The sequence below is a fragment of the Pseudomonas sp. MPFS genome (assembly GCF_022537035.1).
Taxonomy (GTDB): Bacteria; Pseudomonadota; Gammaproteobacteria; order Pseudomonadales; family Pseudomonadaceae; genus Aquipseudomonas; species Aquipseudomonas sessilinigenes.
In genome coordinates this window covers 4,574,713-4,599,908 of record NZ_CP066123.1, presented here as the reverse complement: position 1 = coordinate 4,599,908, position 25,196 = coordinate 4,574,713, and the positions used below count along the sequence as shown (strand labels likewise).

Sequence of the window (25,196 nt, the reverse complement as noted above, 5' to 3'; positions counted from 1 at the left end):
GGCGCTACAACCACAGGTTCAGCAGGCGGGCACCGCGGCTGCCGTCGTCGGCAAAGATCTGGCCCGCGTTGCTGAGAAAGCTCTGGCCACTGGTCCCCAGGTCCCAGAACTGGCCGCGCATGAACACGCTTGCACCATGGCCGGCCAGGCTCTGTGGCGCCCGGCTGGTGAGGGTCAGATGATGCCAGGCAGCACCTTCGCTGGTCCCCGGCGCCATGGCTCCCAGCGCTGCACTATTGTCGCTGCGCCAAGGCTGTTCCCAGCGGCCCTTGCCCATGATGAAGGCCGGCACCGCTATCAGCTGTGCCTGTTGTTCGTCGAGCTTGCGGTAGTTGTCGGGGTACCAGCTGTCACTGCCGATCAGCACCCCGAGGCGCCCGGCAGGCGTATCGAAAGTTTCTATCGACTCACGCACATCGCCGTGGATATAACCGCTTTCGGAGGCCGTGGGATGGATCTGGCGTTGCGGCTGGCCAATGGGCAGGCCGTCGCTGCCGAACACCAGGGTGCTGTTGTACAGGGCACCGCTGCCGATCTGCAGGCTGCCCTGGTTGACGCTGGGATCGGGCAAGACAATCGAGCCGGCCACCAGGGTGACCTGGAACTCCTTGGCCAGGCCACCGAACAACAGCTGGTAGTCCTTGGCCATTTTCTTCGCCTTCATGCGCAGGTGCGCATCGTCGACGCGACTATCGCCCTTGGCACCAATCAAGGCCTTGAGAAACGGCAGCGGGTTGCTCACCGCCAGCCAGTTCATGGCTTCCTTCAAGGTGGTGGCCTGGTACAACTCGTTCTTCTCGCCACTGACCATCAGCCAGGTGCCGATATGTTCCGGCAGCACCACCACGGTCTTGGCATTGACCAGGCCACGCTCGCGGGCCTGTTGCAGGTAAGCCGCGAGCTTGCGGTGCAGGCGTTCGATGTTCTGGTAGTCGGTGGGAAACAGCTCCGGCTGGATCGCCAGCAGGTTGCCGCGTTCGCTGGGTACGCCTTGGTCCACCGCCAGCTCGATACGCAGGTCCGACAGGTAATGGGCTCCCGGGCGATCGCGGGTCCACACGCCGTAGCTGGTGAGGCCCGCGATCAGCGCCAGGGCGAAAGTGATGTAGAGAAGTTTGCGCATGGGAAAACAGTTGGCAACCGTGTGCAGGATTCGTCGACTAGGGTAGGGCGGCAGCCGGCGCTTGCCAAGGGCTGCTGTACGTTTGGATCAATAACTTGTCAGTTACGGTCATTGAGCCTACAGCCGGTGTGCTTTTAGTCTGTGCCGCACTACCGACGGAAGCCGCAGAGCTTTCGCACCTACCGTGATAGCCCGATCTGGAGTGACGCCATGGCTGCTGCCCCGTACCCGCATTTGCTGGCCCCCCTCGACCTGGGGTTCACCACCCTGCGCAACCGGACCCTGATGGGCTCCATGCACACTGGCCTGGAAGAAAAGCCGGGCGGCTTCGAGCGCATGGCGGCGTATTTCGCCGAGCGCGCCCGTGGCGGCGTGGGTCTGATGGTCACCGGCGGCATCGGCCCCAACGATGAGGGCGGGGTGTATTCCGGGGCCGCCAAGCTGACCACCGAGGAAGAGGCGCAGAAGCACCTGATCGTCACCCGCGCGGTGCACGAGGCCGGCGGCAAGATCTGCATGCAGATCCTGCACGCCGGGCGCTATGCCTACAGCCCCAAGCAGGTCGCGCCCAGCGCTATCCAGGCGCCGATCAACCCGTTCAAGCCCAAGGAGCTGGACGAGGAAGGCATCGAGAAGCAGATCCGCGACTTCGTCACCTGCTCGACCCTGGCCCAGAAGGCCGAGTACGACGGCGTCGAGATCATGGGGTCCGAGGGTTACTTCATCAACCAGTTCCTCGCCGCTCATACCAACCACCGTACCGACCGTTGGGGCGGCAGCTATGAGAACCGCATGCGCCTGCCGCTGGAGATCGTGCGTCGGGTGCGCGAAGCGGTAGGGCCGAACTTCATCATCATCTTCCGCCTGTCGATGCTCGACCTGGTGGAAGGCGGCAGCACCTGGGAAGAGATCGTGCAGTTGGCCCAGGCCATCGAGAAGGCCGGCGCCACCATCATCAACACCGGTATCGGCTGGCACGAAGCGCGCATCCCGACCATCGCCACCAAGGTGCCGCGCGCTGCGTTCAGCAAGGTCACGGCCAAGCTGCGGGGTTCGGTGGGCATCCCGTTGATCACCACCAACCGCATCAATACCCCGGAAGTGGCGGAGCAGATCCTGGCCGAGGGCGATGCCGACATGGTATCCATGGCCCGGCCGTTCCTGGCCGATCCGGACTTCGTCAACAAGGCCGCCGCCGGCCGTGCCGACGAGATCAACACCTGCATCGGCTGCAACCAGGCGTGCCTGGACCACACCTTCGGCGGCAAGCTGACCAGCTGCCTGGTCAACCCCCGCGCCTGCCACGAAACCGAGCTCAACTACCTGCCGGTCCAGCAGATCAAGAAGATCGCCGTGGTCGGTGCCGGCCCGGCCGGTTTGTCCGCCGCCACCGTGGCCGCCGAGCGTGGGCACCAGGTGACCCTGTTCGATTCGGCCAGTGAGATCGGTGGCCAGTTCAATATCGCCAAGCGCGTGCCGGGCAAGGAAGAGTTCTACGAGACCCTGCGCTACTTCAAGCGCAAGCTGCAGACCAGCCACGTCGAGCTGTGCCTGGATACCCGGGTGGATGTCGAGCAACTGGTGGCCGGCGGTTTCGATGAAATCATCCTCGCCACCGGTATCGCGCCACGGGTGCCGGCGATTCCCGGGGTGGAGCACGCCAAGGTCCTGAGCTACCTGGACGTGCTGCTCGAGCGCAAGCCGGTGGGGCAGAAGGTCGCGGTGATCGGTGCTGGCGGCATCGGCTTCGACGTCTCCGAGTTCCTCGTGCACCAGGGCGTGGCTACCAGCCAGGATCGCGAGGCGTTCTGGAAGGAGTGGGGCATCGACACCCACTTGCAGGCTCGCGGTGGCATCGCCGGGATCAAGGCCGAACCCCATGCTCCGGCGCGCCAGGTGTTCCTGCTGCAGCGCAAGAAGAGCAAGGTCGGCGACGGCCTGGGCAAGACCACCGGCTGGATCCATCGCACTGGCTTGAAGAACAAGCAGGTGCAGATGCTCAACAGCGTCGAGTACCTGAAGATCGACGATGCCGGCCTGCATATCCGCATCGGCGAAGCGGGTGAGCCCCAGGTCCTGCCGGTGGACAACGTGGTGATCTGCGCCGGCCAGGACCCGCTGCGCGAACTGCACGATGGCCTGGTGGCCGCGGGGCAGAACGTGCACCTGATCGGTGGCGCCGATGTGGCGGCCGAGCTGGATGCCAAGCGCGCCATCAACCAGGGTTCGCGCCTGGCTGCCGAACTTTGATCCCTCCGGCCTCGGCAGCGGCCCTGTCGCCGCTGCCGAAGGCTGCGCCTGCCCCGCAGGGGGCCGACGATCTTCCATCCCTGCACCTTCCCCTTGGCCTCTGACGGCCGCGATTCCTTACCTGCCCCGCAGGGGCACGGCGATCCTCGCCCCCTGCACCTCGCCCCTGAAGGCCCTGCGGTCCTTTGCGCAACCTTCGGCAGCGGCTACACGAAGCCTGTCTCGTTGGGGCCGGCGATCTTGTCCAGGGTTGCTAGAATGCGCGTCCCTGTCTGCCGAGTTGCCCGCGATGTCCCTTGCCGAGTCCTTCGATCGTTTGCCCCAGGCGCCGCTACAGCGACTGGAGCTGGATTGGCTGCACCAGGCCGGGGTCGAGGTGGCGGTACTGCGCCTGGACCTGATCGATCCGCTGATCAGCGGCAACAAGTGGTTCAAGCTCAACCACCACCTGCAGGCAGCGAGCCGCCAGGGTGCGCGGGGCATCATCAGCCTCGGCGGCGCCCATTCCAATCACCTGCATGCCCTGGCCGCCGCCGGCCAGCGTTTCGCCTTCGCCACGGTCGGGTTGTTGCGCGGGCAGCGCCAGGACACCCCGACCGTGCTCGACCTGGAGCGCTTCGGCATGCAGTTGCACTGGCTTGGCTACGGCGGCTACCGGGCGCGCCACCAACCGGGCTTCTGGACACCCTGGCAGGCCCAGTACCCCGACCTGTACCCGGCACCCGAGGGCGGCGGCGGCCTGGCCGGTGCATTGGGCTGCGTGCCGCTGCTGGAGCAGGTGCGCTCGCAACTGCCGGCCCTGGGCTGGAGCGATTATCACGGTTGGTGGCTGGCCGCCGGTACGGGTACCACGCTGGCCGGGCTGGTCCTGGCCGAGGCCGGTGCGCACCCGGTGCAGGGTGCCCTGGCGGTGCCGATGGACCACGGAGTGCCACAGCAAGTCGCCGGTATCCTGGGGGAGGCGGGCAGGGCGCTCGAAGGTTATGCCTTGCTGGACGCCAGCCGTGGCGGTTTCGCCAAGGTGGACCGGGAGCTGGAGGCGTTCATCGAGCAGACCGAAAAGGCCAGCGGCTTACCGCTGGAGCCGTTGTACACCGGCAAGGCCCTGCTGGCCCTTTACGAGCAGGTCCGGGCCGGGCGCTTCGCACCGGGTTGTCGGTTGATCTTCGTCCACACCGGAGGGTTGCAGGGACGCCGCGGATTTACCGGTCAGGCCTGACCGCGCTGGCGCCACATCCGCTGCAGGGTGTTGTCGCGCATCACATAGTGGTGATAGAGCCCCGCCAGGGCATGCAGGCCGATCAGCCAGTAGCCCAGAGTGCCCAGCAACTCGTGCCAGCCCTGGAGCTGTTTGGCCAGGGCCTTGTCCTCGTGCAGCAGCAACGGCAGGTCCAGGCCGTAGAACATCACCTGGTGCCCCTTGGCACTGGTGGTCAGCCAGCCCAGCAGCGGCATGGCGATCATGAACAGGTACAGCGCCCAGTGCATCAGCGTCGCCAGCAGCCTCTGCCATGACGGCGGCGTGGGCTCGATCCGTGGTGCCACGCCCTGGGCCCGGGCGAACAGCCGCAGCCAGACGAGCAGGAATACGGTCAGGCCGAGCATGAAATGAGCCTCGGTGATCAAGGTGCGACCGCCGCTGCCCTTGGGGAAGATGCCGCGAAATTCGATACAGGCGTAGACCACGGCCAACAGCACCAGCATCAGCCAGTGCAGGGCGATCGTCATGGTGCTATAGCGCGCCTCGGTGTTTTTCCACGGCATACGGGATTCCTCGGTCATCAGGTCTGAAGCCTCCGTTCTTGAGCGACGGAGTGCTTTAACTGTAAGCCGGTTTTTTTAGGTTTGCCTGGCGTGCCGGGGGCTTTCGTCGCTTGGACGGTGGTTCTGGCCTCAAGTCGATGAAAAAAAACGGCGACGGGTGAATGTCGCCGTTCTGTCGTTCTTGATCGATGGGCTTATTGTCCCTGGGGCATTTCTCCCCGGGCCAGGCGCTGGTTGATATCGGCGATCACCTGGGGCAGGTCGGCGATGGTGTCGATCATGTAGTGCGGGCGCGACGGCTCGAACAGCTTGTGGATACGCTGGCGCTCGCTGGCCAGGGTATCGCTGGCCAGTGCCAGGTAGCCCTCGTAGGTCAGGCCCAGGGCGTTGCCCGAGCAGGTCAGGGCCACGGTCCACATCCCGGCGCGGCGGCCTTCGAGAATCCCCGGCACGGTGTCGTCGATCTTCACGCACGCGGCGACATCGTCGATACCCAGGGCGATCACGTTGGCCAGGGCCTGGGCGGGCCAGGGGCGGCCGTTGGGCACTTCGTCGGTGGCCACCACGTGGTCGGCGACATAGCCGTTGGTCGCGGCCAGGGCCACCACCCGGTCCATCACCATCTTCGGATAACCGGAGCAGGAACCGATCTTGATGCCTTGCTCACGCAGCTTGGCAATGACCTCCAGGGCCCCGGGGATCAGGGCCGAGTGCTCGGCGATCTTCTCGATCTGCAACGGCATGAAGCGCTCGTAGATGGCGGTGACGTCGGCGTCGGTCGGGGTGCGGTCGAAGACCTTGCGATAGCGCTCCGCTACTTGCGGCAGGTCGCACAGGGTGCGGATATGGTCCCACTTGCCCATGCCCATCGGGCCGCGGGCTTCTTCGATGGAGACCTGGACATCGAACTCGGCGAAGGCCTCGACGAAGATCTGGGTCGGGGCGAAGGAGCCGAAATCGACCACGGTGCCGGCCCAGTCGAGGATCGCGGCTTGCAGCTGGTTGGGGTTGGTGTAGTTCATCGTTCAAGGACCTGTACAAGAGGCGAGGACGCTCGCCGAATGGGTTCGGGCCGTGCCCGGCGGGCACGGTGTCGGGGCGATCAGATATCCAGCACTTCCATTTCCCGCAGCACCTGGGCCACGGCGTCCACTGCCGATTGCATGCCCGCAGGCCCCACCACGCCGATGCAGCCGACGCGGAAGGTTTCCACCTGGGTCAGCTTGCCCGGATAGAGAATGAAACCCTTGGCCTTGACGCGTTCGTAGAAGTCCTTGAACTGGTAGCGCGGATCACGCGGGGCATGGAAGGTGACGATGATCGGCGCCTGGATCTGGCTGGGCAGGAAACTGCGCAGGCCGAGCTTGGCCATGCCTTCGAGCAGGGTCCGGCAGTTGTCGGCGTAGCGTTGGTGACGTGCCGGCAGGCCACCTTCTTCGTTGTATTGCACCAGGGCTTCGTGCAGGGCCGCGACCACATGGGTCGGTGGGGTGAAGCGCCACTGGCCGGTCTTGGTCATATAGGCCTGTTGGTCGTGCAGATCCATGGCCAGGGAGTGGCAGTTGCCTTCGGCGCCGGCCAGGGCGTGTTTCTCGGCGAAGACGAAGCCCATGCCCGGAACGCCTTCCAGGCACTTGCCGGAAGCGGCGATCAGGGCCTCGAACGGCACTTGGGCAGCATCGATCGGCAGGGCGCCGAAGGAGCTCATGGCGTCGATGATCAGGCGCTTGCCGTGGCGGGCGACCACCTGGGCGATTTCCGGCAGAGGGTTGAGGATGCCGGTGCTGGTTTCGCAGTGGATCAGTGCCACGTGGCTGATGGCGTTGTCGGCGGCCAGCAGGCGATCGACGTCGGCGGCGGTGGTCGGTTGGTCTTCGGCGGTCTCGAAGGTGCTGTAGGCGCGGCCCAGGACCTTGCAGATCTTCGCCAGGCGCTGGCCGTAGGCGCCATTGATCAGCACCAGGACCTTGCCATCGCGGGGCACCAGGGTGCCGATGGCGGCTTCCACGGCGAAGGTGCCGCTGCCTTGGAGGGGGACACAGTGATGGGTGGCCTGGCCGTTGACGATGGCCAGCAGTTGCTCGCACAGGCTGGCGGTCAGCTGGTTGAAGTCGCGATCCCAGGAGCCCCAGTCCACCAGCATCGCCCGACGAGTACGGGCGGAAGTGGTCAGGGGGCCGGGGGTAAGCAGGATTGGCTCGGCGATGCTCATGCTGTGTCCTCGAAGATGATGGGAGCAAGCTACGGCGACTAAATTGCAATTTGCCTTATTATCAATCAAATTGTTTGTTGTTATGCCTGCCATAAGTGAGGCCGATAGATATGAATTTTTTCCAACTGCGTGCGTTCGATGCCGTGGCCCGTGAAGGCAGCTTCACCCGGGCCGCCGCACGCCTGTTCATCAGCCAGCCGGCGGTCACCGGGCACGTCAAGGCCCTGGAGGAGCACTACCAGATCACCCTCCTGCGACGTACCGCCCGGCGGGTGGAGCTGACCGAGGAGGGTACCAAGCTGGCGGCCATCACCCGGGCGATGTTCGGCCTCGCCGAAGAAGCCCAGGCCATGCTCGAGGCCAATCGCCAGCTGCTGACCGGGCGCCTGGAAGTGGCGGCGGACGGCCCGCACGTGGTCATGCCGATGCTGGCCCGCCTGCGCGAGCGTTATCCGGGGGTGACTGTCAACCTGCGCCTGGGCAACGCCCAGGAGACCCTGGCCGCGTTGCTCTCGGAGCATGCCGACGTGGCGGTGCTGACCGAGGTCGAGGAGCGCAAGGGCCTGCACCTGCAAAGCCTCGGGCAGTCGCGGATGTGCGCCCTGGTGCCCCAGGGCCATGAGTGGCTGGAGCTGGCCGAAGGCATCGCCATCGAGCAACTGGACCAGGTGATCATGGTGCTGCGCGAGCCCAGCTCCATCACCCGCCGCACCTTCGACGGGGCGTGCACCCTGGCCAAGGTGCAGCCCCGGGTGCTGCTGGAACTGGACAGTCGCGAGGCGGTGACCGAGGCGGTGGCGGCGCACCTGGGGGTCGGGATCGTCAGCTCGCAGGAAGTGGGCCACGACCCACGGGTGCGGGTGGTACCGCTTCGTGGCGCGGGCCTGGTCAACCAGCACATGATCGGTTGCCTGGAGCGGCGCCGGGAACTGCGGCTGATCCAGGCCTTCCTCGGCCTCGCCCCGCAAGCCCTATAGCCGCTGCCGCAGGCTGTGTACGGCTGCGTAGCAGGCGCGGGGCAAGGTCCTGCGGACCTTCGCGCAGCCTCGCCGTGGCTCGACAGCGGCTACAGGGAGGACGGTTGGCTGTCGAGCACCAGGTCGAGGAAGGTGGCGACGATCCGTCGCGAGCGCTGTTCGCGCAGGCACACCAGGGTTTCGGTCATGCGCTGCTGGCAGTCGACGATAGGCAGGGCGCAGATCCGCGAGTCGGCACCGAATTCCGCCGCCGACACCACGCCCACGCCGATACCCGCCACCACCGCTTCGCGCGCCGCTTCCCGGCCCTCGACCTGGATCGCCGGGCGGATCCGCAGCCCGGCACGGTGCATTTCCGCCTCCACGATCTGGCGTGTCACCGAGCCGGTTTCCCGCAGCACCATGGGCGTATCGTCGAGGTCGGCCAGGCAGATGGACTGGCGCCCGGCCCAGGGATGATTGCGCGAGACGAACGCCACCATCGGGTCATTGCACAGGGTCAGCGACCACAGGCGCTCATCGTCCACCTCGCGTCCCAGCAGGGCCAGGTCGGCCTGGTAGCTGAACAGGCGCAGCAGGGATTCGTCGGTGTTGCCGGTCTCGATGCGCACGTTGATCCCCGGATACAACTGGCAGAAGCGGGCGACCTGCGCCAGCACGTGCACTGGCGCATCCACCGCCAGCACCAGGCTGCCGGTCTGCAAGGCCTGGGAATCCTGCAGCAGCTCCTTGGCTTCGGCTTCGGCGACGAACAGGCGCTGGGTGATGGCCAGTAATCGCTGCCCGAGGTCGGTGAGCTGCACCGAGCGCTTGTTGCGATGAAACAGCAGGACGCCGAAACGCTCCTCCAGCTTGCGCACTTGGTCGGAGATGGCCGGTTGGGTCAGGTACAGGCGTTCGGCGGCCCGGGTGAAGCTGCCGTGCACGGCCACGGCATGGAAGGCTTTCAACTGTGCATGGGAAACCGACATGGCGAGGGCCTCTTACAAGCTGGGCTTATATTTGAAATACGATAAATCGATTTCATTTATTAATTGCTAATTGCTTCCATCTTTCAAGGCCCGGTGACCGGTCGGTCGACCGCCATCGGGGCCTGGGGCCTGTGCGTGCGCTCGCAACCTCCCGCCCGGGAGCGCAACAGGCCCCGTCTGACCGGCAGCGCCCGCCACAAGGGCCTTGCCGCCGTGCTCAACAACAAAAAACACAGGCGTTTGCTTTGCATCCTGCCGGCACACTCACCCTGAGGTCAGAATCACGATGAACAAGCAGATCGGCACCATCAAACGTTGGCGCGTGCAGATTTTCGCCATCACCTGGATCGCCTACGCGGCGTTCTATTTCACCCGCAAAGCCTTTTCCGTCGCCAAGCTGGGGATCGCCGACGATCCCGACTTCACCCTCGACAAGATGGCCATGGCCAACCTCGATGCCATCTACCTGGCGGCCTACGCCGTGGGGCAGTTCACCTGGGGCATGTTCGCCGACCGCTTCGGCCCGCGGGTGGTGGTACTGGGCGGCCTGCTGATTTCCGCCATCGCGGCGCTGGTCATGGGCAGTTTCGCCACCTTGCCGGTGTTCGCCACCTGCATGCTGGTCCAGGGGCTGGCGCAATCCACCGGCTGGTCGGGGTTGTGCAAGAACATCGGGAGTTTCTTTCCCGCCGAGCAACGGGGACGGGTCCTGGGGCTGTGGAGTTCGTGCTACGCCTTTGGCGGCCTGGTGGCCTCGCCCTTTGCCGGTTGGTGGGCCTACACCCTGGTGGGGACCTGGCATGCGGCGTTCATCTCCAGCGCCGCGGTGGTGGGTGTGACCGCATTGCTGTTCTTCATCTTCCAGCGCAATACCCCGCAGGACGTGGGCCTCCCGGCGGTTGAGGAGGAGCCCGCGGCCCAGGAACCTGCCCAGGGTTGCCGCCTTGGGGTTTGGGCGCCGTTGCGGGCGATCTTGCGCAACCGCACGGTGCTGGTGCTGGGGCTGGCCTACTTCCTGCTCAAGCCGGCGCGCTACGCGATCCTGCTATGGGGGCCGGTGATCGTCTACGAGCAGATGCCCTCGGTGGGCAAGGTCGGCGCGGCGATCGTGCCCACGGCCTTCGAGCTGGCCGGCTTGCTTGGGCCGATCATGATCGGCCTGGCCTCGGACAAGCTGTTCGGCGCCCGGCGCATGCCGGCCTGTGTCCTCAGTTTGCTGGCCCTGACCCTGAGCCTGGGACTGTTCATGGGTGCGTTGCATAGCGGCAGCGTGGCGCTGGTGGTGGCGCTGCTGTTCGTCATGGGCCTGACCCTGTACGGACCGGACTCGATGATCAGCGGCGCGGCAGCCATCGATTTCGGCGCGGCCGGGGCCGGGGCCACGGCGGCCGGTTTCGTCAACGGTTGCGGTTCGGTGGGGGCGATCCTCGGCGGCCTGTTGCCGGGCTACTTCGATACGGTGACGGTGTTCCTGCTGTTCGCCGGCTGCGCCCTGGTGGCGGCGCTGTTGCTGGTGCCATTCTGGAACAGCCGCCCCACTGGGAGTGAGCCAGAGCCTGTGGCGGTCCCTGGCGAGCGCCTGTTGGCCAAGCCCCTGCGTTCCTGAGGCGTCCTGCCCTGCTGAGCGCCTGGCCCGATTGCCGCGAGCCCGGGCCAGGCGACGGGTTACTGACTTTTTGGTCGATCAGGGCCCAGAGGACGTATAAACTTGCGCCTCGCGTCGGCCAAATCCAACTCGACGCCATAGATCAAAGAGAGTGAGTAATGGGCGCACAGTGGAAGGTTAAACACAAAGAAGCAGCAGCCAATGCCAAGGGCAAGATCTTCGGCAAGCTGGTGAAGGAGATCACCATCGCTGCACGCAACGGCGCTGATGTAGCCACCAACGCCCACCTGCGGTTGGTGGTCGAGCAAGCGAAAAAGGCCTCGATGCCTCGCGAAACCCTGGAGCGTGCGATCAAGAAAGGCTCGGGCCAGCTGGGCGAGACCGTGCAGTACCACCGCGTGACCTACGAAGGTTTCGCCCCGCACCAGGTGCCGCTGATCGTCGAGTGCGTGACCGATAACGTCAACCGCACCGTAGCGGAAATCCGCGTGGCCTTCCGCAAGGGCCAGCTGGGCGCTTCGGGTTCGGTGTCCTGGGATTTCAACCACGTGGGCATGATCGAAGCCTCGCCGGACACCCCGGATGCCGATCCGGAGCTGGCGGCCATCGAGGCCGGCGCCCAGGATTTCGAGCCGGGCGAAGAGGGCGCGACCCTGTTCCTGACCGAGCCTGCGGACCTGGACGCCGTACAGAAGGCCCTGCCGGAGCAAGGCTTCACCGTGCTGTCGGCCAAGCTGGGCTACCAGCCGAAGAACCCGGTCAGTGGCCTGAGCGATGAGCAGATGGCCGAAGTCGAGGCGTTCCTCGAAGGCCTGGATAACCACGACGACGTCCAGGATATGTTCGTCGGCCTGGCTGGCTAAGCCGCGCCGCACGGTTCGTTCGCCGGCCAGTGGGCTCCCGCAAGGGGGCCTGCTGGCCGGCGAAGTCGTTTCTAGAGGTTGTCCAACTCGCGGATCACCTGCTCGAAAGCCGGGCGCGCCAGGACGTGCGGTTGCTGGCAACGTTGCACCAGTTCCCGCAGGCCCTGGTGCTGCGCCGGGGCCAGCGAGCCATCCTGGCGATCGAGCAATTCCTCCAGCAAGATGCCGAAGGCCCGTACTTCCAGGCGTTGCAGGGCCTGGCTCTGGGGTGTGTCGTCCTGGGTGTGGAAGGAGGCCGCGCCAAAGTCCCCGAGCAGGCAGTCGCCCTGGGCATCGAACAAGGTGTTGTGGCCATACAGGTCGCCGTGGGTAATGCCCTGGGCGTGCAGATGGGCACCGACCGAGGCGATGCCCCTGGCCATGCGCAGGATGACCGTGGCGTTGTAGCGGACGCCTTCCGGGTAGACGTCCCGGGAGCAGGAGTCCAGGCTCGGCAGCGCGGCGAGGTTGGCATAGCTGGGGTCGATCAGCTGCATCACCAGGCCGTCCTGGCCCTGGGGGTGGCCGGTGATGCGGCCCTCGACCCGGATCAGGTTGGGGTGCAGCCCGGCGCTGATGCAGGCATGCATTTCGTGTAGCGGTGAGCCGTCGCTGGTCATCTGGCCCTTGTACAGCTTGACCGCCACGGCCCGTGGCGGCTGGCCGGGAGCCTGCCACTGCGCTTGGTGGATCACCCCGGAAGCGCCTTCGCCCAGGCGCTGTGCCAGCACCAGTTGCTCCCAGGGAATGCTGGGTGTGGATGCCAGGGCTGCGGCATCGACCTGGGATTCCAGTGGGTTGCCGGCATAGGCCAGCCAGGTCAGGCTCGGCAAGGCCAGCAGGAACGGCGGCAGTTCGGTCAGGCGGTTGGCGGCGATCCGCAGCAGCTCCAGGCGCTGGCACTGCTCCAGGCTTTGCGGCAGCGCGCTCAGGCGGTTGCCGGACAGCATGAGTTTTTGCAGCAGCGGGCGCCGCCCCAGTTCGTCCGGCAGTTCCTCAATGCGGTTGTCGGTGAGGATCAGCCAGCGCAGCTGGGGCGGCAGGGCGGCGGCCGGAACCCGTTCGATGCGGTTGGCCTTGAAGCCGATCATGCTCAGGTGTGCACAACGGCCCAGGCACTGGGGCAGTTCGCTGAACAGGTTGTCCGAGCAGAACAGGATGCGCAGGTGGGGCAGCCGGTGCAGGTCGTCGGGCAGGCTGCGCAGGGCGTTGCCGCTGAGATTGAGGATCTCCAGGGAGTCGGCGAGATCGAAGATCTCCCGGGGGAATTCAGTCAGGCCACAGGACAGGTCCAGGCGCTTGATGCCGGCCAGCTGGCCGGCCCGCAGTTGGGCAAGGGTATCCATGAACAGCGTCAACACTCGAAAGGAAAAGGGCCTAAACCCCGGGAAAGGACGCACATGATAGCCATTGGCGCGTTCGCTTGCTCAGGCAAGTACGGGCTCTGGGCCAATCTGCTGCAATTGTCCGAGTCGACTGCGGGTGCGGGCCAGGTCGACGGCCTGGCCACCCAGGCTTTGCGTGAGTGGGCGTTGGCCGATCAGCAATAGTTGCTTGTCCTGGTCGTAGAGCACGTCGATCAGGTTGACGAAGCGCTGCTGGGCGGCGATCGAGCAGGCTTGCAGGTCTGGCAGCTCGTCGATGATCCAGGTGTCGAAGCGCCGACTCAGTTCCAGGTAGTCCATGACGGCAGTGGGTTGTTCGCAGAGATCAGCGAACTCGAAACGAATGCTGCGCTGGCGGACCTGGCGGACGCTCAACTGGCGGCTACCGACCGGCAGCAGGGTGGCCGGGACATGGCGCTCGGGTAGCTGCAGTGCCTGGCGCTGGGCCTGGGTCCCGGGCCATATGTATTGGCCCCGGGTGAAGGCCTGTTGGTCGTGGGTCCGGGCCTGGGTTCGATAATCCTGGTCGCCCCCGACTTCCAGGACTTGCATGCGTGCGTTGATCAAGTCGATCACAGGCTTGAAGCGAGCGTGATACAGCGGGTTGGGCAACAGGCCCTCGGGCGCATAGTTGGAGGTCACCAACAGCAGGATGCCGCGCTTGAACAGGGCCTTGAACAGCCGGCTGATGAGCATGGCATCGCCGATGTCATGGACATGGAACTCATCGAAACACAGTACCCGGCACTCTTCGAGCAACTCGTCGAGGGTGGCCTCAAGGGTATCGCCCCGCTGCTGGTGGCGGAACATGCCCTGGTGCAGTTGGGTGAAAAAGTCATGGAAATGCAGGCGCTGTTTCTCGGCGATGGGCAGGGCACGAAAAAAACCGTCCAGCAGCCAGCTCTTGCCCCGGCCCACCGCGCCATAGAGGTACAGGCTCTGAAGCTGATGGGGGTTGTGCAGCAGGGCTTGCGCCTGGCTGGCCAGGCTGTCGATCACCCGCAGTTGGCCCTGGCCCAGGGTGTAGCCCAGTTCCTGTGCCTTGTGGTGGAAGTAGTCGTGGATCAGCTGGGCGCCATGCCCGTGTTGGCGGGAGTTTCTGGCGAACCAGCGCTGCCAGAGCGAGCGGGTCGAAGTGGAGGTTGGCGGTAAAGCGGCCAATGGTGGTTACCCCGGTGGTTCCTGGCTGCCCACCTTAAAAGCGCTGTGTCATTTTGACCAATAGAAAAGCTGCCACCGAGCAATCTCGAAAAGGCATGGGTGGCAGGGCAAACTCGCCCGGGCAGTGCCGCCGTGCGTATCAATACGCTAACTGGCGGTTTTGGCCCGGGTTGCTAACCTCATGGCAGCTAATGCTTCTCATCAGGGAATCGAGGCCTTGAATGGATGTAAGGGTTTGGCAGTCATGAGCGCATTGCTCGGCGTAACGGCAGGAGCCGCTGACTTGCAGGTGCAGGTCAGGGTCGATGTGGCGCGTGGCTGCCAGTTGGTGGGGCAACAGCGCGACGCCGGGGTGGCCCAGCTCGGCACCCTGGACTTCGGTATCACCGCACGGCTGGATGATTCCCGCGGCCCATTGGGCGCGGCGCTGGGTGGCAGTCGCCAGCCACGCCTGGAGTGCAATCCCGATACCCCCTACCAGATGCGCATCGATGGCGGCCTGCACGGTGGCGTCGGTGAAGTGCGCTACCTGGCTGGCGATGATTCTTCCGGCAAGCCGATCCCTTACCGTCTCTACCAGGACCCGGCGCGACGTATCCCGTTGCCGGTCAATGTCCCGGTCAGCGGCCGGGTGCCGGATTCCGGCACGGTGGACCTGCCCCTGTACGGGCGTATCGAGCCCTTGGCCGAGATTCCCCGGGCCGGGGGCTATTCCGACGTATTGAAGGTGACCTTGACCTGGTAGGGCCAGGGTCGTTAACGCTGCCACGGGGGACCCGGGCAGAACAGGAAGAAGCCGTTGTGGCTGGGCGGCTCGGATGGGAGTCCTGATGGAACCGGGATGGGTGCAATGAAAGGCAAGACCTGGACGATCATCGCCCTGGGTTCGCTGTGCCTGGTGGTCGACGATGCGCAAGCGGCCATCAGTGGGCAGTTCCAGGCGCGCCTGGTGATCACCGCCAGTTGCCAGGTCAGTAGCGGTGGTTCCGCCACCCACCCCGTCACGGACCCGGGCATGCTCGACTTCGGCCAGCAGGGGCCGACCTGGGTCAACCCGATCAAGGCGAGCCTCACCAACAGTGCCGACGGCCAGTTGCAGGTGGCTTGCAATCCCTCGGTCACCGGCTTCACGGTGAGCATCAACGGCGGCCTCAATGGCGACGGTACGACCCGGCGCCTGAGCAATGGACGCCTGACCATCCCTTATCGATTGTTCGTCGATGCTTCCGGTAGCGACAGCTACAGCATCGGCCAGCAGCGCAATTTCGCAGTGAGCAGCGGCAGCCGGATCCCCATTCCGGTGTTCGGCTCTGTGGTCGCGAATACCCGCGCGGTTCCGGCAGGGGTCTACACCGACACCCTGACCATCACGCTGGATTGGTAAACCACGAGAGGACGTACACCATGCACGCGCTTGTATCCAGAATCGGTTGGCCATTGCTGGGCCTGCTCATGGCCTCCACGGCCAATGCAGCGACCACCGTCACCGGGCAGATCACCTCGACCCTGATCCTCACCAGCAGTTGCCAGGTCAACGGGGTGGGCGGTACCACCGGGTTGAATTTCGGCGCCCTGAACTTCGGCACCACCAACAGCCTGTTCACCACGGCCAGCGGCCAGGTGCTGGGGGGCGGGGGCGGCGCTTTGTCGATCCTGTGCTCGGCCGGCACCACGCCGAGCCTCACCGTGCAGGGGGGCAGCAACGACGGCAAGTCCACCGGCGGGACCCGGGCGCTGTACGACGGCGTGGCCAACTACGTGCCCTACGACCTGTACACCGATGCCGGGCATTCGCAGCTACTGGCGATCAACGGCGTGATCGCCCTGGCGCCGAGCACCGGCGTGGCGCAGACCGTGAACATCTATGGCCAGGCCGTGGGCAAGGCCGGGCTGCCGGCGGGTACCTATACCGACACGGTGTCCGTGCAATTGACCTTCTGATACCGGTATTCGGGGCGGGGCGATACCTGCTCTGATCTTCACGCTTGACGGAACAAGCCTCAGGGGTCGCACATGATGCACGCATTCGTATCCAGGCTGGGCCTGACATTGCTGGGCCTGATCCTGTTCAACCAGGCCCAGGCCGCCACCACCGTGACCGGGCAGATCAGCGCTTCGCTGATTCTCACCAGCAGTTGCCTGGTCAATGGAGTGGGCGGTACCACTGGCCTGAACTTCGGTGCCTTGAACTTCGGCACCACCAACAGCCTGTTCACCGAGGCGGATGCCCAGGTCTTGCAGGGCGGCGGCGGGGCCTTGTCGATCCAGTGCTCCAGCGGCACTTCACCGACCTTGAAGATTGCCGCCGGGATCAACGACGGTAAATCCACCGGCGGGACCCGGGCGCTGTACGACGGCGTGGCCAACTACGTGCCCTACGACCTGTACACCGACTCGGCCCATACCCAGCTGGTGGCGATCAATGGCGTGATCAACCTGGGCGCCAGCACTGGGGCTGCGCAGAGCGTCAACCTTTATGGCAAGGCCACAGGCAAGGCGGGACTGCCGGCGGGTACCTACACCGATACCGTTTCGGTCGTGTTGAGTTTCTGATGCGATGGCCCGCCATGGCGTTGCCGCATTGGCCCTGGCCGGCATCAGCGCCTTGTCCTGGCCGGTGTGGGCAGCGCTGAGCCAGAGCTTCCAGGTCAGCGCGAGCATCGTTGCCGGTTGCCTGGTGGTGGGGGGCGTCAGCAACTACGGCAGCCTGGCATTCGGTACACAGTCGGCGTTGTCCACCGCCACGGTGAACGTGGCCCTGACCGGTGGCGTGCAATTGCAGTGCACCCCGGGGGTGACCCTGAACATGACGGTGGATGGAGGCCAATACAACAACGGCGGGCGGAACATGCAGATCGCCAGCGGTACCGCCCGCGTGGCGTACAAGTTGTTTCGGGATGCGGCCTACAGCCAGAGCCTGGGGATCGGCCAGAGCGTGGCGGTGGCCTACAGCGATGCCAATAACATCAGCCTGCCGATCTATGGACAGGTGCAGTTGCCGGGCAATCAGCCTGGGGGGACGTACAGCGATGTGCTGCAGGTGCAGCTGTCGTGGTGATGGGGCGATTCAACGACCAGCCGGCAGGCGGACAAGGAGTAGCAGTATGCGTTTATCTGTACGGGGCCTGCGGGCCTGCAGTTACCTGATACTGGCCGGGCTGTTGTCCGGCGCCCCGGGAGCCTGGGCCGCCAGTTCGGTATTGATCTGGCCTATCGATCCGGTGCTGGAGGCGGACCAGCAGGCCAGCGCGTTGTGGCTGGAAAACCGTGGCAGCGAGACTGCCAACCTGCAGATCCGGGTCTTCGCCTGGAGCCAGAGCGATTTTGCCGATCAGTACCAGAACCAGCGCGATGTCATCGGCAGCCCGCCGGTGGCGAAGATCGAGCCCGGGCAGAAGCAACTGGTGCGCCTGACCCGGACCCGGGACATTGCGCCGGGGCAGGAACTGGCGTACCGGATCATCATCGACGAGATTCCTTCCCCCACGCCCGCCACTTCCCAGGAGGAGGCCAAGAGCGTGGCCGCCATCCGTTTCCAGATGCGTTATTCGGTGCCGCTGTTCGCCTATGGCGCGGGGCTGTGGAGCAAGGAGGATACGACCCGGGCCAGGGACCCTAAGAGCATCGGCGTGCCGAACCTGAGTTGGCGCAAGGTGAACGCCGAGGGCAAGACCTTCCTCGAAATGCGTAACCAGGGGGCTGTGCATGCGCGGCTGACGGATGTTGCCTTCAAGCAGGGCGGGCAGAGCCGTCCCCTGGCGCCGGGCCTGTTGGGCTACGTGTTGCCTGGGGCCGTGATGCGCTGGCCGTTGCCGCAGACCCTGGCGAGCGATGCGAACCTGCAACTGCGAATCAATGGTGCACCGCAGGTCCAGGACCTGCCGCCTTCACGCTGAGCGGTGGGCTGATCGCCACCCGGATGCTGGCGGCAAGGGGGAGGTACGGACGGAGGCGCCCGCAGTAGCGCCTCCGCCCAGGGATGGAGATGTCCATAGATGGACTTGAACCCGCCATGAGCCAGGACCCGGCTCGTCGTTTCCGGTGCTGGAGTGGAGTGCTCGCAGGCCTGTGGGGCCTGGCACTGTCCGCGCCTCTGCAGGCCGGTGAGCTGCCCCCGCCACCGGCGAACATGGAGTCGATGGCCGATGCACAGTTGTTCCTGGAGCTGGTGATCAATCAAATGGACACAGGCAAGGTGGTGGCGGTGGAGCAGCGGGCGGGACGGTTGTACATGCAGGCCCAGGCCCTGCGGGAGACCGGCGTCAAGCTGCCACAGGCGCTGGATCGAGACGTCGATCTCGAAGCCCTGCCGGGCTTGCACAGCGACTATGACAGCCAGGGCCAGCGCTTGTTGCTGGACGTGCCGCCGGATTGGCTGCCAGAGCAACTCATCGGCAGTCGCCAGGTTTATCCGCGGACCCCGGCGCTGAGCAGTTTCGGCGCAGTGCTCAACTATGACCTGTACCTGAACGACACCGACGATGGCGGGACCTACCTGGCAGCGGGCAACGAGGTGCGGTTGTTCGACTCCTGGGGCACCTTGTCCAATACCGGGCAGTACCGGCGGACCCTGTCCGGGGCTCGCGACCTGTCCTTGAACAACGGCTATCGGCGCTATGACACCACCTGGCGCTTTTCCGATGACGAGCGCTTGCTCACCTACGAGGCCGGCGACGTGGTCAGCGGCGCCTTGCCCTGGAGCAGTTCGGTGCGCCTGGGTGGGGTGCAGGTGTCCCGGGACTTCGGCGTGCGCCCGGACCTGGTGACCTATCCCTTGCCACAGTTCGCCGGGGAGGCTGCGATACCGTCCTCGGTGGACTTGTTCATCAACGGCTACAAGTCCAGCAGCACCGAACTGCAACCTGGCCCCTATACCTTGACCAACATCCCCTTCATCAATGGCGCCGGCGAGGCCGTGGTGGTCACCACCGATGCCCTGGGGCGGCAGGTCTCCACCACGGTGCCGTTCTATGTCACCAGCACCCTGTTGCAGGAGGGCCTGACGGATTTCTCGGTGGCTGCCGGGACCTTGCGCCGGGACTACACGCTGCGGGACTTCAGCTATGGCCCGGGGGTGACGTCCGCCAGCCTGCGCTATGGCTTGAGCGACAGCCTGACCCTGGAAAGCCATGCCGAGGGCTCGCAGTCCCTGGCCCTGGGCGGGTTGGGGGGCAACCTGCGGCTGGGGCAGTTCGGCGTGCTCAACACCGCGCTCAGCCAGAGCCGCTTCGACGGCAGCGGTGGCCAGCAATTGAGCTTCGGCTACCAATACAACAGCCAGCGCTACAGCCTGGCCTACCAGCGCATGCAGCGCCGCGACCGATACGCCGACCTGACGGTGGTCGACAGGCCCTACACCAGCCTCAGCCAGCGCAGCGAACAACTGACCCTGAGCCTCAACCTGGAGCGCTTCGGCAGCCTGGGGGCGGGGTATTTCGATGTGCGCGCGGCAGACGCGACCCGCACCCGTTTGCTGAACCTGACCTGGAGCAAGCCGCTGTGGCACAACAGCAGTTTCTATCTGTCGGCCAACCGCGAAATCGGCAATAGCCAGTGGGCCATGCAGGCGCAATTGGTGATCCCGTTCGACCTGCACGGCAGCTTGAGCCTGAGTAACGAGCGCAGCAAGAATGGGGAGAATCGCCAGCGGGTCAACTTCAGCCGCTCGGTGCCGCTGGAGGGCGGCGTGGGCTACAACCTCGGTTATGCCACCGGCGATGGCCCGGATTATCGCCAGGCCGATGTCACCTGGCGCTTGCAGTCGGTGCGCCTGCAGGCCGGGGTCTATGGCACGCGTGAAGCCGAGACGCGCTGGGCCGATGCCAGTGGCTCGCTGGTGTGGATGGACCGCCAGGTGTTCGCCGCCAACCGTATCGACGACGCGTTCGTGGTGGTCAGCACCGGTGGCTACAAGGACATCCCGGTGCGCTATGAGAACCAACGGGTGGGCCAGACCGACCAGAACGGCCATCTGCTGGTGCCCTGGAGCAGCGCCTACTACCGCGGCAAGTACGAGATCGATCCGTTGAACCTGCCGAGCAATGTGCAGAGCCCGAATGTCGAGCAACGGGTCGCGGTACGCCGTGGCAGCGGCTATTTGCTGGAGTTTCCGCTGACCCGGGTGATCGCCGCCAGCATCGTCCTGGTGGATGCCCACCAGCAGGAACTGCCCCTGGGCAGTACCGTCACTCACCAGCCGAGTGGGGCGCGGGCGGTGGTGGGCTGGGATGGCCTGGTGTACCTGGAGAACCTCTCGGCGCATAACACCCTGGAGGTGGGCCTGGCGGACGGCAAGGGCTGCCAGGTGCAGTTCGATATCGATATGCAACAGCAGCAGGTGCCATTGATCGGCCCGTTGGTCTGCCAATGACTGTCGCCACACGATGCGAAGGAGTGTGCAAGGTGGATCTCAAGGGAGTAGGGAGCAAAGCGGGGGTGCAAGGGCTGTTGGGGCTGGTGGCGGGCCTGCTGGCAACATCGGCCCAGGCCTTGTGCAGTACGGTCAGCACGGTCCCGGCGAGCTTCGGTACGGTGAGCTCGATCCTGGTGCGCACCACTTCCCAGCCGGCCTCCACCACCAATGCGGGCCTGAGCTGCACCGGCTCGCTGTTGTCGCTGTTGGCCACCACCGACCACTTCTACGCCACCATCACCTCCAGCACCAGCGGCATGGTCGGGCCCACCGGCGATGTCATCAACTACACCCTGTATGCCAACAACAGCACCAGCTATCCCATTACCCGGGGCACTGCGTTCGACTTCGCCCGCAATTCGATCATCGACCTGCTGGGCCTGCTGGGCAGCCCCACGGTGGCCAAGACGGTGCCGATCTACCTGGGTACCGTCACCGGCAGCAATGTCGCGGCGGGGGTCTATACCGAGAACCTGAGCATCTTCTGGAGCTGGAACTATTGCTCGGGAATCGGCCTGCTGGGCGTCTGCCTGGGGCGGGATGTCGGCAGTGGTACCCAGAGCCTCACGGTGAACATGACCGTGTCCAATGATTGCGTGATCACCGCACCCAACATCAGCTTCGGCAGCGCACCGGTGGTCAGTGCCTTCGCCACGGTCAGCGGCCAGACCATCAACCTGGCCTGTACCAAGGGCAGTGCCTATACCGTGGGTTTGAGCGACGGCCAGAACCCGATCAGCGTTGGCGGTCGGCGGCGCATGGTCTCCAGTGGCAATTACCTGGCCTATGACATCTTCAAGAGTGCCGGGGCCACCCGCTGGGGCAGCGTCGGCAGTGCCCGGCGCTCCAGTACCGATGCCGAGGTCAATCCCGGCAACGGCCTGGGCACCGGTAGCCAGGTGTTCAACTACAACGCCAGGATCTATACCGACCAGAACACGCCGCCGGCCGGCACCTACCTGGACAACGTGGTGCTGGACGTGGGGTTCTGAGGTGGCTCTGCGCAGGTGCGTTCGCGAGCCTGCTGCGGGCTCAGGCTCCACAGCCAGTAGCCCAGGGCCACGGCGGTGATACCGGCGCCCAGCAGGCAGACGCCGATCCAGCCACTCCAGGCGTAGGTGGTGGTGGCGGCAATGGAGCCACTGGCACTGCCGATGGAATAGAACAGCATGTAGCCGGCAGCCAGGCGACTCTGGGCCTCGGGACGCACGCTGTAGATCAGGCTCTGGCTGGTGACGTGGATGGCCTGCAGGCCGAGGTCGAGGCCGATCACTCCCAGCAACAGGGCCCAGAGGGACGATTGGGTGAAGGCGATGGGCAGCCAGGACAGCAGCATCAGGCCCAGGGCCAGGCCACTGGTCCATTGGGCCAGGCCGCGATCGGCCAGGTGTCCGGCTCGCGCCGCGCCCAGGGCGCCCGCCGCGCCGGCCAGGCCGAACAGGCCGATCTCGGTGTGGCTGAGCGACAGCGGTGCGGCACTGAGCGGCAGCACCAGCGGAGTCCATAGGGTGGTGGCCGCGGCAAAGGTCAACATCGCCAGGACCGCCCGGTCGCGCAGGACCTTTTCTTCCTTGAACAACTGCAGCATTGAGCCCAGCAGCTTCGCGTAGCCCTGGACGGCAGGCGCTTGCTCGGTGGTCGGCAGGACGCGCCAGAGCGCCAGGGCCACCAGCAGGGTCAGCCCGGCAGACAGCAGGTAGACCGAGCGCCAGCCTGCCAGGTCGGCCATGGTGCCGGCCACGGTGCGTGCCAGCAGGATGCCCAGTACCACGCCGCTGGTGACCATGCCGACCACGTGCCCACGTTGTTGCGGTTGGGCCAGGTTCGCGGCGTAGGCCACCAGCACCTGGGTCACCACGGCGAGCAAGCCGATGCCGGCCATGCCCAGTAGCAACCACGCGCTATTGGGGGCCAGGGCCACGGCCAGCAGGGCCACGACCGAGAGCAGTGTCTGGCTGACGATCAGCCGGCGCCGGTTGACCAGGTCCCCCAGGGGGACCAGCAACAGCAGGCCCACACCGTAGCCCACCTGGGTCAGGCTGATGACGATGCCCACCGTGGCAGGTGCCAGGCCGAAGGAGCGGGCCATGGCATCGAGCAACGGCTGGGCGTAGTAGACGTTGCCCACGGCCAGGCCGCAGGCCGTGGCGAACAGCAGGACGATCTTGGGCGAGAGCAGGGGCGTTGCTGGTGGATGTGACATGACGCACTCCGTATGGGTTTCATTATGAAACCAGTTGTACGGTAGTGATCATGGTTTTATATTGCAACCACTTTCCAGCGCAATCGGAGCACCTGCACCATGGTCAAACGCACCCGCCTGCCAGACGCCGAATGTCCGGTGGCCCGTTCCCTGGATGCCATTGGCGACTGGTGGTCCTTGCTGATCGTGCGTGATGCCTTTGACGGCATTCGTCGTTTTGGCGAATTCCAGCGCAACCTCGGCATGGCCAAGAACATCCTCTCCGCGCGTTTGCGGACCCTGGTGGAGCATGGCGTGCTGGAGGTGATACCAGCCTCCGATGGCAGCGCCTACCAGGAGTACGTGCTGACGGACAAGGGCAGGGGGCTGTTCCCGCTGATCATTGGCTTGCGCCAATGGGGCGAGGCATTCTTCTACGAGGAGGGGGAGGCGCATTCGCGCCTGGTCGATCGCCAGACCCGGCAACCGCTGCGAGCCCTGGAGTTGCGCTCCGCCGATGGTCGGCTGCTGGGGCCGGACGACTGTTTGCGCATACCGGTGGCTTGAGATTGGCACGACTGCGCGAAGGGATCGCGCAGTCGTCGTCCGGCGTCAGCGCAGGCTATCGGCCAGGTCGGCCAGGGTACTCAGGACGTCCTTGCCCAGTTGCATGGAGCGCTTGCCCGACCAGCCCGTGAGCGGATTGGGAGCATCGTCGTGGTCCTTGAACGGCATCTCCAGGGTCAGTGCCAGGCAGCCGTACTTCTCTCCCACGGCATTGCAGGCCAGGGTCATGTTGGCTTGGCCGGGATTGTCGCGGGTGTAGCCGTGGGTGGTCTGGAAATCCCGGGTCTGGCGCTTGAGATGACTGCGGAAGTGTTCTTCCAGCCTGGCCTGGTGCGGGGTATAGCCTGGGTTGCCCTCGCAGCCAGCGGTGAACACGTGGGGGATCTCCTCGTCGCCGTGAACATCGAGGAATAGGTCGACACCGTACTGTTCCATCTGTTGCTGGACGAACAGGACTTCCGGGCTGAGTTCCTGGCTGGCGCTCTGCCAGGCGCGGTTGAGGTCCTGGCCCTTGGCATTGGTACGCAGGTTGCCGTGGAAGGCGCCGTCCGGGTTCATGTTCGGCACCAGGTACAGGTCGGCCTTGGCCAGTAGGGCATTGAGTTCCTGGTCATCGTGACGCTGCAGGCGCTCGATCACGCCTTCCATGAACCATTCGGCCATGTGCTCGCCGGGATGCTGCTGGGCAATGATCCAGATCTTGCGCTGACCAGGGGCGCCCGTGCCCTTGCGCAGCAATTGGATGTCCCGGCCTTCGACGCTCTTGCCCACCGCCAGCAGCTCGGTGCCGGCCTTGTTCATCGCTTGCTCGATCAGCCAGTCGTGGCGACCGCGGCTGTAGGGCTCGAAGTAGGCGAACCAGGCGTGGGTCTGGGTGGCCTCGAGATTGAAGCGCAGGGCGTCGCCTTCGAAGATCGTGGGGATGCGAAACCAGTTCACGTGGTCATAGGAGGCAACGGCCTGATAGCCGGTCCAGGCTTTGCCATAGGAGGACTGGCTGGCATTGGTCAGGCGAAACCAGTGCTCCTGGCCGATATGCAGGCCGCTGGCCTTGAAGTGAAACCACTGGAAATGCGGGCTCTGGGTATCCGGGCGGATGGCCAGTTGCACCTGTAGTGGGTTGCTGGTGTCCAGTACGTCGATGTTGCCGCTGTCGAAATCAGCGCTGATATGGAAAGAAGAGTGATTGCCCACGGTCATGGTTGGTTCCTGTACAGGATTGTTGTGACCGTTACTCTACACATCGGAGGGGGTAAAAGAAGGGGGGCGTCGTCCTTGACGCTCGTGAAGCTTAGTGTGTATGCGATTGATTCTCAAGCGCTACATTGAGATTCCAGAGCGGTTTACGACAGGCGTTCTCTTGCAAAAGGACATTCTTTTGCTATCATCGCCGCCATTATTTTTAGCAGTACCCAGTCTTCATTAGCCTGAAGCCAAGCCAGAGAAACTGGCCAAAAAAAAGACCCGGCAAAAAGCCGGGTCAAAAACCGTGATTAGCCTGATGAGGAGATAATCCAAAGGTCCGACCTAAGGTCCTTTGGGCTATCGACCGATCTCGCGATCAGTTGCTTGCAATAATAATCATTATCATTTGCAAGTCAAATGTTTTTCCCTGCCTGTTGGAAATTTTTTTCCCATTCCTGATTTCCCCGTTCCTGGCGCTTGCCAGCTGGGGCATGCACGT

23 protein-coding genes are annotated in these 25,196 nt (G+C 64.9%); 14 read left to right on the top strand and 9 right to left on the bottom strand.

Going from position 1 to position 25,196, the window contains the following annotated elements; translation table 11 throughout:
* Positions 1 to 4: 4 nt before the first annotated feature.
* Entirely contained in the window at positions 5 to 1,123 is a 1,119-nt protein-coding gene (locus I9018_RS21065; RefSeq protein ID WP_241107414.1) for a carbon-nitrogen hydrolase family protein, read from the bottom strand.
* Positions 1,124 to 1,333: 210 nt separating this feature from the next.
* Here I9018_RS21065 and I9018_RS21060 point away from each other — a divergent pair, with 210 nt between their 5' ends.
* The gene (locus tag I9018_RS21060) at positions 1,334 to 3,373 is read left to right on the top strand and encodes an NADPH-dependent 2,4-dienoyl-CoA reductase (RefSeq protein WP_068582980.1); all 2,040 of its coding nucleotides are present in this window, start codon (positions 1,334 to 1,336) and stop codon (positions 3,371 to 3,373) included.
* 289 nt (positions 3,374 to 3,662) lie between these two features.
* Complete coding sequence (locus I9018_RS21055) at positions 3,663 to 4,592, top strand: pyridoxal-phosphate dependent enzyme (RefSeq protein ID WP_241107413.1); 930 nt, start codon at positions 3,663 to 3,665, stop codon at positions 4,590 to 4,592.
* On the opposite strand, the gene I9018_RS21050 is transcribed toward I9018_RS21055, so the two are convergent.
* From I9018_RS21050 to I9018_RS21040, 3 genes are all read right to left on the bottom strand, one after another.
* The gene (locus tag I9018_RS21050) at positions 4,583 to 5,137 is read right to left on the bottom strand and encodes a cytochrome b (protein ID WP_068582987.1); all 555 of its coding nucleotides are present in this window, start codon (positions 5,135 to 5,137) and stop codon (positions 4,583 to 4,585) included. The genes I9018_RS21055 and I9018_RS21050 overlap by 10 nt on opposite strands.
* Before the next feature lie 194 nt (positions 5,138 to 5,331).
* Positions 5,332 to 6,159, bottom strand: coding sequence for a phosphonoacetaldehyde hydrolase (gene phnX, locus I9018_RS21045; RefSeq protein WP_241107412.1), 828 nt, complete (start codon positions 6,157 to 6,159; stop codon positions 5,332 to 5,334).
* A gap of 80 nt (positions 6,160 to 6,239) precedes the next feature.
* Positions 6,240 to 7,349 carry a 2-aminoethylphosphonate--pyruvate transaminase gene (locus tag I9018_RS21040; protein ID WP_068582992.1) on the bottom strand — a complete coding sequence of 370 codons (1,110 nt, stop codon included), beginning with the start codon at positions 7,347 to 7,349 and terminating at the stop codon, positions 6,240 to 6,242.
* 110 nt (positions 7,350 to 7,459) lie between these two features.
* On the opposite strand from I9018_RS21040, the gene I9018_RS21035 reads away from it, so the two are divergent.
* Positions 7,460 to 8,326, top strand: coding sequence for a LysR substrate-binding domain-containing protein (locus I9018_RS21035; RefSeq protein WP_241107411.1), 867 nt, complete (start codon positions 7,460 to 7,462; stop codon positions 8,324 to 8,326).
* Between the two features lie 89 nt (positions 8,327 to 8,415).
* Here the strand turns inward: I9018_RS21035 and I9018_RS21030 are convergent, their stop codons facing one another.
* Positions 8,416 to 9,297: a LysR substrate-binding domain-containing protein gene (locus I9018_RS21030; protein WP_241107410.1), complete on the bottom strand. Its 882-nt coding sequence runs from the start codon at positions 9,295 to 9,297 to the stop codon at positions 8,416 to 8,418.
* Between the two features lie 286 nt (positions 9,298 to 9,583).
* Between I9018_RS21030 and I9018_RS21025 the strand changes: the two genes are divergently transcribed.
* Both I9018_RS21025 and I9018_RS21020 read left to right on the top strand, forming a co-directional pair.
* On the top strand, positions 9,584 to 10,903 hold the full coding sequence (locus I9018_RS21025) for an MFS transporter (protein ID WP_068583002.1): 1,320 nt from the start codon (positions 9,584 to 9,586) through the stop codon (positions 10,901 to 10,903).
* 158 nt (positions 10,904 to 11,061) lie between these two features.
* Entirely contained in the window at positions 11,062 to 11,766 is a 705-nt protein-coding gene (locus I9018_RS21020; RefSeq protein ID WP_068583007.1) for a YebC/PmpR family DNA-binding transcriptional regulator, read from the top strand.
* A gap of 71 nt (positions 11,767 to 11,837) precedes the next feature.
* On the opposite strand, the gene I9018_RS21015 is transcribed toward I9018_RS21020, so the two are convergent.
* Both I9018_RS21015 and zapE read right to left on the bottom strand, forming a co-directional pair.
* On the bottom strand, positions 11,838 to 13,151 hold the full coding sequence (locus I9018_RS21015) for a leucine-rich repeat-containing protein kinase family protein (protein ID WP_068583010.1): 1,314 nt from the start codon (positions 13,149 to 13,151) through the stop codon (positions 11,838 to 11,840).
* Positions 13,152 to 13,232: 81 nt separating this feature from the next.
* The gene (gene zapE / locus I9018_RS21010) at positions 13,233 to 14,351 is read right to left on the bottom strand and encodes a cell division protein ZapE (protein WP_241107409.1); all 1,119 of its coding nucleotides are present in this window, start codon (positions 14,349 to 14,351) and stop codon (positions 13,233 to 13,235) included.
* Between the two features lie 244 nt (positions 14,352 to 14,595).
* Between zapE and I9018_RS21005 the strand changes: the two genes are divergently transcribed.
* The 8 genes from I9018_RS21005 to I9018_RS20970 all read left to right on the top strand — a co-directional run bounded on the left by I9018_RS21005 (position 14,596) and on the right by I9018_RS20970 (position 21,755).
* Positions 14,596 to 15,096, top strand: coding sequence for a spore coat U domain-containing protein (locus I9018_RS21005; RefSeq protein ID WP_164487335.1), 501 nt, complete (start codon positions 14,596 to 14,598; stop codon positions 15,094 to 15,096).
* A gap of 105 nt (positions 15,097 to 15,201) precedes the next feature.
* Positions 15,202 to 15,735, top strand: coding sequence for a spore coat U domain-containing protein (locus I9018_RS21000; protein ID WP_068583048.1), 534 nt, complete (start codon positions 15,202 to 15,204; stop codon positions 15,733 to 15,735).
* Between the two features lie 20 nt (positions 15,736 to 15,755).
* Entirely contained in the window at positions 15,756 to 16,292 is a 537-nt protein-coding gene (locus tag I9018_RS20995; RefSeq protein WP_068583020.1) for a spore coat protein U domain-containing protein, read from the top strand.
* 75 nt (positions 16,293 to 16,367) lie between these two features.
* Positions 16,368 to 16,904, top strand: a complete 537-nt coding sequence (locus I9018_RS20990; RefSeq protein WP_068583051.1) for a spore coat protein U domain-containing protein — start codon at positions 16,368 to 16,370, stop codon at positions 16,902 to 16,904.
* Positions 16,905 to 16,908: 4 nt separating this feature from the next.
* Positions 16,909 to 17,409: a spore coat U domain-containing protein gene (locus tag I9018_RS20985; protein ID WP_068583023.1), complete on the top strand. Its 501-nt coding sequence runs from the start codon at positions 16,909 to 16,911 to the stop codon at positions 17,407 to 17,409.
* Between the two features lie 46 nt (positions 17,410 to 17,455).
* Positions 17,456 to 18,247 carry a molecular chaperone gene (locus tag I9018_RS20980; protein ID WP_241107408.1) on the top strand — a complete coding sequence of 264 codons (792 nt, stop codon included), beginning with the start codon at positions 17,456 to 17,458 and terminating at the stop codon, positions 18,245 to 18,247.
* Between the two features lie 116 nt (positions 18,248 to 18,363).
* The gene (locus tag I9018_RS20975) at positions 18,364 to 20,721 is read left to right on the top strand and encodes a fimbria/pilus outer membrane usher protein (RefSeq protein ID WP_241110184.1); all 2,358 of its coding nucleotides are present in this window, start codon (positions 18,364 to 18,366) and stop codon (positions 20,719 to 20,721) included.
* Between the two features lie 65 nt (positions 20,722 to 20,786).
* On the top strand, positions 20,787 to 21,755 hold the full coding sequence (locus tag I9018_RS20970; RefSeq protein WP_241110183.1) for a spore coat U domain-containing protein: 969 nt from the start codon (positions 20,787 to 20,789) through the stop codon (positions 21,753 to 21,755).
* Here I9018_RS20970 and I9018_RS20965 read toward each other — a convergent pair.
* A complete protein-coding gene (locus I9018_RS20965; RefSeq protein WP_241107407.1) occupies positions 21,719 to 22,966 on the bottom strand; it encodes an MFS transporter in 1,248 nt (415 codons plus the stop codon). The genes I9018_RS20970 and I9018_RS20965 overlap by 37 nt on opposite strands.
* Positions 22,967 to 23,065: 99 nt before the next feature.
* On the opposite strand from I9018_RS20965, the gene I9018_RS20960 reads away from it, so the two are divergent.
* Entirely contained in the window at positions 23,066 to 23,512 is a 447-nt protein-coding gene (locus tag I9018_RS20960) for a helix-turn-helix domain-containing protein (protein WP_068582566.1), read from the top strand.
* A 45-nt stretch (positions 23,513 to 23,557) separates the two neighbouring features.
* Here the strand turns inward: I9018_RS20960 and I9018_RS20955 are convergent, their stop codons facing one another.
* The gene (locus I9018_RS20955) at positions 23,558 to 24,712 is read right to left on the bottom strand and encodes a M14-type cytosolic carboxypeptidase (RefSeq protein ID WP_241107406.1); all 1,155 of its coding nucleotides are present in this window, start codon (positions 24,710 to 24,712) and stop codon (positions 23,558 to 23,560) included.
* Positions 24,713 to 25,196 lie beyond the last annotated feature (484 nt).